Origin of the sequence: uncultured Aureimonas sp. (assembly GCF_913775355.1) — a bacterium.
GTDB lineage: Bacteria > Pseudomonadota > Alphaproteobacteria > Rhizobiales > Rhizobiaceae > Aureimonas.
Genome location: NZ_CAJYIU010000275.1, coordinates 1 through 5,958, shown reverse-complemented (window position 1 = coordinate 5,958; position 5,958 = coordinate 1). Strand labels below are relative to the sequence as shown.

Genomic DNA, 5,958 nt, shown 5'->3' with positions numbered 1-5,958 from the left:
GACGGCGAATGGAGCGAGCTGTCGGCCGGCGATGCGGTGCTGGTGCCGCGCGGCGCCGCCCATACGCTGGCGAGCGCGCCGGGCGTCGCGCCCCGCGCCTTTCCGCGCCGCGAGTGCCTCGCCATCTGCGAGAGCGTCTACGACTACGGTGCGGCGGAAGCCGAGGCCGAGGGCGTCTGCATCCTCTTCTGCGGCACCATGCGCTTCAACATCGACGGGCTGCACCCGCTCCTGCGGATGATGCCGGACCTGATGCGCGCCAAGGAGCTGATGCAGGCCGAACCCGCGATCCCGCACCTTCTCGACGCGATGATCGCCGAGTGCAGCCTCAACCGCGTCGGCGCGAGCGGCATCTTGGCGCGGCTCGCCGACGTGATGGCGGCGCAGATCATCCGCTCGTGGGTGGAGCACGGCTGCGGCGACGAGGCGGGCTGGCTTGCGGCGGTGCGCGATCCGAAGGTCGGCCGGGTGCTGGCCGCGATCCACGCCGAGCCCGAGCGCGACTGGACGGTGGCGGAGATGGCCGCGCTGATGGGCGTGTCGCGCTCGGGCTTCGCCGCCAAGTTCACCGCGATCGTCGGCGCGACGCCGGCCCATTACGTCACGCAGGTGCGCATGCACCAGGCCCGGCAGTGGATCGCGCGCGACCGCATGCGCATCGCCGACGCCAGCCGCCGGCTCGGCTACGAATCGGAGGCCTCGTTCGGCCGCGCCTTCAAGCGCGTCATCGGCACGGCACCGGGCCGCATGCGCGCTGGTGGAACGGACGGCGCACGGGCCTGAAGAGCGCGCCGGCGGCAAGGCCGCCTCAGACGGGCGGCCAGGTCTTCAGCGTCATCGCCACCACACGGCGCAGGTCGTCCGGCGTCGCGCCGCTCGCGGCCTGAACCGACAGTCCCTGCGCCACCGACATGACGTAGCGCGCGAGGTCCTTCGGGTCGGCTTCGGGCGGCAGGTCGCCGACCGCCTTCCATTCCTCGAGGCGGCGACAGAGGGCGGCCTCGCTTTCGGCCCGGCGGGCGCAGAGCTCCTGCCGGATCGATTCCGACGCCTCGCTGCAGACCAGCGCGCCCTGCACCATCAGGCAGCCCTTGGGCGCCTCCTCGTCCTCGCCGACGCCGGCAAAGGCCAGAAGCATCCGCTCCACCGCGCGGCGCGAGGTCGGCTCGTTGAGCGCGTTGCAGCCGAGGTCCGAGCGGCGCGACGCGTAGCGGTCGAGCGCCTTGCGGAAGAGCTCTTCCTTGTTGCCGAACACGGCGTAGAGGCTGGGCTTGGCGATGCCCATCGCCTGCGTCAGGTCGGACATCGAGGTGCCCTCGTAGCCTTGGCGCCAGAACACATCCAGCGCGCTATCGAGGGCCTCGTCGGGATCGAACTCCCGCGGGCGGCCGGCACCCATGATCGCATCTCCTTGTTTTCGAACGCTCGGGCGGACCGGCGTCGGATTTTTATACCTGTCGGTAAATTAGTCCGTTGACAGCCGGAAACCAAGCCCCTAATTCATTCCATACCAAACGGTAATGAACTGCAAAGGTTCAACGCCGGACGGAGCGGAGGCGAGAGCGACACCCCGTCGACACACGAAACACCGCCGGATTGCAAGACCCGGCGCGCCGCGGGCGCATGCCGTGCGCCCCCACCCAACGCTGCGAGACGCCGTCCGTCTCCGCGCCCGTCCCGGGCTGCGGCCGGGCCGACGCGCGCCTCGACACTTCAAGGAAGTCTCCCGATGACGCGCATGATCCTCTCCGCCGCCGCCGCCCTTCTCCTGTCGACCGGCCTTGCCCTCGCCGGCGGCCTCGTCCCCGGCTCGGACGCCGGCACCAGGTTCGACGACGGCCGCGCCGACCGCTCGGTGGTCACCGGCGAGGCGGCAAGCCGTCCGGCTGCCGGGCGCAGCGAAGCCGCCACGACCTTCGGCTACCCCGCCGCCCGCGGCAATCCGGCCGCCGCCGAGGCGCAGCCGGTCGCCAAGCCCCCTCGCGCGGTGGAAACCCGCGGAGCCCTCGTCCCCGGCTCCGACAGTTTCTGACCTCGCGCCCGTCCGCCCGCGAAGGTTGCGGCCTTCGCGGGCGGTTCTTGCCAGGCGGTGCCCCCGTGCCGCCCATCCCGTGGACCGACCGACGAGGAGCACCCCGATGTCCCTGTGCCTATCCCCGGACGACACCCGGATCGACACCCCCTACACGGCCCTGACCCCGGAGAGCCTCGGCGCGCGCCTGCGCCGCCTGTTCCTGTCGGCTGCCGATCAGGACACGGCCGACCTGATGCCGGCGCCCCGGGTCCAGCGCTCGGCCTTCCGGCAGCCCGCCGCGGGCGGCCCGGCGCGCGAGGAGATCAACGCCCTGTTGCTGTGACGCGGTTCGCCGCGCCGGCTGCGGCGCGGCGGCCGTGAAAGGCACGCTTCGATCGGTACATGTTACGGTCGGCGCGGGCGAGGAGCTGGTCCATGCCCTCGCCCTCGCGGCGCCAGGCGAGCCCCGCCGAGAAGCTGAGAGGGACCTGCCAGGCCCCGCCCTCGTTCGCCTCCGCCGCGCGGGCAAGGCGCGCGAGCAGCGCGTTGGCGCCGGCCTCGTCGAGCCCGGTGACGACCGCGACGAACTCGTCGCCGCCCATCCGCACCGCCGGGCAGGTCGGCGGCAGGTGGTCGCGCAGGAGGCGCCCCATCCGGCGCAGGAGATCGTCGCCCGCCTTGTGCCCGAACCGGTCGTTGGCGCTCTTCAGCCCGTTGAGATCGAAGACCGCGAGCGCGACCGGATCGCCGCCTCCCTCCAGTCGCTCCAGCGTCTCGGTGAGGAAGGTGCGGTTGTGGAGGCCCGTCAGCGGGTCGTGCGTGCGTGCGGCTTCCAGCAGGCGCAAGGCCTGCTGCTGCACCGACACGTCCTCGACGCAGATGAGATAGGCGGCCCAGTCGGCCTCGTGGCCGGGCAGGAGCCGGCCCTTGTAGTTCACGTCGAGAAGGCGCCCGCGCGCCGTGTAGTTGCGCGTCATCACGCTGGTGGCGACCTGCCCCTCCCAGAGCTGGCAGATCACCTCGACGAAGGAGGCGATCTGGTCCTCGCCGAAGATCTCGCGGACCTTGGCCATCAGCTCCGCCTCGTCGGCGACCTCGTAGAGGCGCAGCGTCTCGCGGTTGACGGCCGTGACCCGGATCAGCGCAACGAGGTCCTCGACGCAGGCAGGCTCGGCCGCGAGATGCGCGCGCAGGTTCCCCATTCCCGCACGGCGCCACGCATCGAGGCGTTCTTTGAGGAGATGGAGGTCCTGGATCCACATCGAGGTCGGCGCGTGCTCGAAGGCGAGTGCGCTCCGGGTAAGGTGGATCTGGTCGGCCATGGGTTGGCCGGGTGCTGACGGGTCCGTCGGGCGCGCAGGCGCGTTGTCGCTCACGATCACCTTTCAACGCTTCGAATTCGGTCCCACGACCTGTTCTAGCGCGGCTTCGTTAGCGAGATGCCACCGCGATGCGTTCAAGTCTCGCGATGCCCGGCGGCGGGTCGTCGGCCGGAATTGCAGAGGGGGCCGCCGGGCGGTCGCCAGAAGGCGTCCCGCCCGCGGCCCGAGCCCGGTTCAGCCCTTGCGGCTCTGGCGGGCGGCGTAGCGCGCGTCGCGCTTGGCCTTCTGTGCAGCCTGGTCGGCCATCGCCTGGGCGATCAGCTTGTCGCGCTCCGACACGGCGGCCTTCTCGGCGGCTTCCGCAGCGGCGGCGGCCTCGGCGGCGCGCTCCGCCTCGCGGGCCTCGGCCTCGGCCTTCTGCTGCTCGCGCTTGGCGGCCTCGCGCTCGGCGCGGGCGGCGGCGAGCGCGGCGTGCTCCTCGCGGCGGGCCTGCGCGGCCGGATCGTTCTGTTTGGCCTTCATCTTCTCGAGCAGGGCCGCCTTGGCATCCTTGGCCGCGTTGCGGCGATCGATGAAGTCCGTGCCAGTCTGTTTCAACGTTTCTCTCTTTCGCATCAATGGGGGCCGCCAACGCTTCGCCGCCCGTCGGATCGGGTCGGATCATAGCATCCCGGCGGAATGTTTCGAAGGGGTCGGCCGGGACCCAGGAAGGTCGCCGGCCGATCGGATCAGGCCTCGCGCGCTGCCATGTAGGAGTCAAGCTTCTTTCGCGAGGGGCCGTAGCGTTTGATGATCGTCTTCGCCTCGCCCGGCGGAATTCCATACTTTCGGGCGAAGGCGTCCGGCTCGTAGGGTTCCTCGGCCGGCGTCTTGCGGGACTTGTCGGTCCCGCTCTTCTTGTCGGACATGGGTGTTCAGGCTTTCCCCGCGTCAGTTCGCGGCAGGAGAGGGGTCGCTCGTCTCGTGCGGACCGTCGTCGTCATGGTCCGTCTCGCCGGGGGCGGCCTTGGATGCGGCCTTGGCCGCGGCCTTCTCCGCCTTCTTGGCGGCCTTGGCCTTTTCGCGTTCCCGGCGCTCGAAGTCGAAATTCGGTTTTTTCATGGGCGATCCCTCGGCCGGTGGGTAATCCCCCGCATATGGGGAGCGACCGACGGAAATGCGAACCGCAAAGCGAGCGAACGGGCTCGGGCCAAACAAAGAAGGCGCCGGGTCCGGGCCCGACGCCTTCGATAGTTGGGGCCAACGCAACACGCCTCAACCACTGGCGCGACCCTAGCCCCGTCACCCTTAAGATCCGGTTTCGGACGGGGCGACCCGTCCGCCGGTCAGCTCTTCTTCGAGGCGGGCGTCGTGCCGCCCTTCAGGCTCGGCGCGGCGGCGATCGTCTTCTCGACGACCTTCTTCGGCTTGCGGGCTTCCTTCCCGCCCTTGTTCTTCTCACCCATGATCTCGTTCCTCCGGTTGACGGCGGCGGAGCATGGCACGAAGCCGGGCCGGGGCGACAATCAATTCTTGCGGGCGCTCAGGCGCCCGTCACGAGCCGCAGCACCTGCCCCGGCCGCTCGTGCTCGACGAGTTCGCCCGCATAGCGCTCGGCAAGCCCCGCGAAGCCGTCGATATCGGTGAAGACGAGGTCGCGCGGGGCGTGGAAGGGGCCGAGCCGCACGGTCCCGGCCTGGGCGGCCAGCACCGGATCGCCGGTCTCCGGCGCGAGGCACGCGTCGATGCGCGAGACGGGCTCGGTGGCGCCGCGCGTCGCAAGCTCCGCCTCGATCCGGCCCGCCAGCGCATGGAAGGCGAGCGAGGAGGCCGCCTCGTGCCAGAACACCGGCTCGTCCAGGCGGAAGGGCAGCGTCGCGGCATAGGTGTCGAGCCAGGAGGCGCGGGTCGCGGCCATGGCGAGCTGGCGCGCCTCGACCTCGGCATCCGGCAGGTCCCAGTCCTCGACCGGCGTCAGGCAGATGCCGAGAAGAAGGCCCTCCGCCGCCCCCTCGCCCTCGCCCTCGCCGATCGTCGGCAGGCCGGCGCGCTCCAGCGCCTCGCGCGCCGTCGCCAGCCCCTCCTCGGGTGTGTCGGCTTCGACGAGCGCGGCGAGCCCCTCGGTCAGCGCGTGGACCGCCGCCGGGCCGACAGTGTAGAGGTCCACGGCGTCCGGCGCGAGCACCACGGGCAGGATCGCGACCGCGCCGGCCTCCGGAAAGACGCCCGATTCGCGCAGCGAACGGGCGAGCGCGGCAAGGTTCTCCCCGTCGCCGGCAAAGCCCGTTAGGCCCTGCGCCGTCCCGGTCGCCGCAAACAGGATCGGCTGAAGGTCGAACGTCCCCTCGCCGCCGTCCGGCAGGCGGGCCGCCATCCCGGCCCAGGCAGCCTGCGAGAAGACTTCGCGCCGGAAGGCGTCGAAGCCGCCGTCGAGGAGTTCGTCGAGCTCGGGCGAGAGGCGGGCAAAGGCCGCGTCGAAGCCGTCGAGGCCGAAGTCGATCTCGACCGTCTCCTCGGCGAAGAAGGCTCCGGCGGCCTGGTAGATCGCCCTCTCGGCCGGCGTCTTGCCGCGCGTCTGCATCTGGCGCGCGAGCTTGGCCGCGAAGCGGCGATCCTGTCGATTGGTCATGCCGCGCTCCTGAA

General features: G+C 71.2%; 9 protein-coding genes. 3 read left to right on the top strand and 6 right to left on the bottom strand.

All coding sequences use genetic code 11. The features are described from left to right. On the top strand, positions 1–783 hold a 783-nt coding region (locus QZ753_RS16690; RefSeq protein ID WP_294645241.1), incomplete at its 5' end, for an AraC family transcriptional regulator. A gap of 25 nt (positions 784–808) precedes the next feature. On the opposite strand, the gene QZ753_RS16685 is transcribed toward QZ753_RS16690, so the two are convergent. Further along, positions 809–1,399, bottom strand: coding sequence for a TetR/AcrR family transcriptional regulator (locus QZ753_RS16685; protein ID WP_294645239.1), 591 nt, complete (start codon positions 1,397–1,399; stop codon positions 809–811). Between the two features lie 330 nt (positions 1,400–1,729). Between QZ753_RS16685 and QZ753_RS16680 the strand changes: the two genes are divergently transcribed. Then, the gene (locus QZ753_RS16680; RefSeq protein ID WP_294645237.1) at positions 1,730–2,032 is read left to right on the top strand and encodes a hypothetical protein; all 303 of its coding nucleotides are present in this window, start codon (positions 1,730–1,732) and stop codon (positions 2,030–2,032) included. 106 nt (positions 2,033–2,138) lie between these two features. Continuing rightward, complete coding sequence (locus tag QZ753_RS16675) at positions 2,139–2,357, top strand: hypothetical protein (protein WP_294645235.1); 219 nt, start codon at positions 2,139–2,141, stop codon at positions 2,355–2,357. Here QZ753_RS16675 and QZ753_RS16670 read toward each other — a convergent pair. The 5 genes from QZ753_RS16670 to QZ753_RS16650 form a co-directional block, all read right to left on the bottom strand. Beyond that, positions 2,338–3,336 carry a GGDEF domain-containing protein gene (locus QZ753_RS16670; RefSeq protein ID WP_294645234.1) on the bottom strand — a complete coding sequence of 333 codons (999 nt, stop codon included), beginning with the start codon at positions 3,334–3,336 and terminating at the stop codon, positions 2,338–2,340. The two genes, QZ753_RS16675 and QZ753_RS16670, sit on opposite strands and share 20 nt — an antisense overlap. Before the next feature lie 234 nt (positions 3,337–3,570). Further along, positions 3,571–3,933 carry a DUF6481 family protein gene (locus QZ753_RS16665; protein ID WP_294645232.1) on the bottom strand — a complete coding sequence of 121 codons (363 nt, stop codon included), beginning with the start codon at positions 3,931–3,933 and terminating at the stop codon, positions 3,571–3,573. A 131-nt stretch (positions 3,934–4,064) separates the two neighbouring features. Beyond that, the gene (locus QZ753_RS16660; protein ID WP_294645230.1) at positions 4,065–4,244 is read right to left on the bottom strand and encodes a DUF3606 domain-containing protein; all 180 of its coding nucleotides are present in this window, start codon (positions 4,242–4,244) and stop codon (positions 4,065–4,067) included. Between the two features lie 22 nt (positions 4,245–4,266). Further along, positions 4,267–4,437: a hypothetical protein gene (locus QZ753_RS16655; protein WP_294645228.1), complete on the bottom strand. Its 171-nt coding sequence runs from the start codon at positions 4,435–4,437 to the stop codon at positions 4,267–4,269. Between the two features lie 421 nt (positions 4,438–4,858). After that, positions 4,859–5,958, bottom strand: a 1,100-nt coding sequence (locus tag QZ753_RS16650) for a hypothetical protein (protein ID WP_294645226.1), incomplete at its 5' end; no start/stop codon positions are given.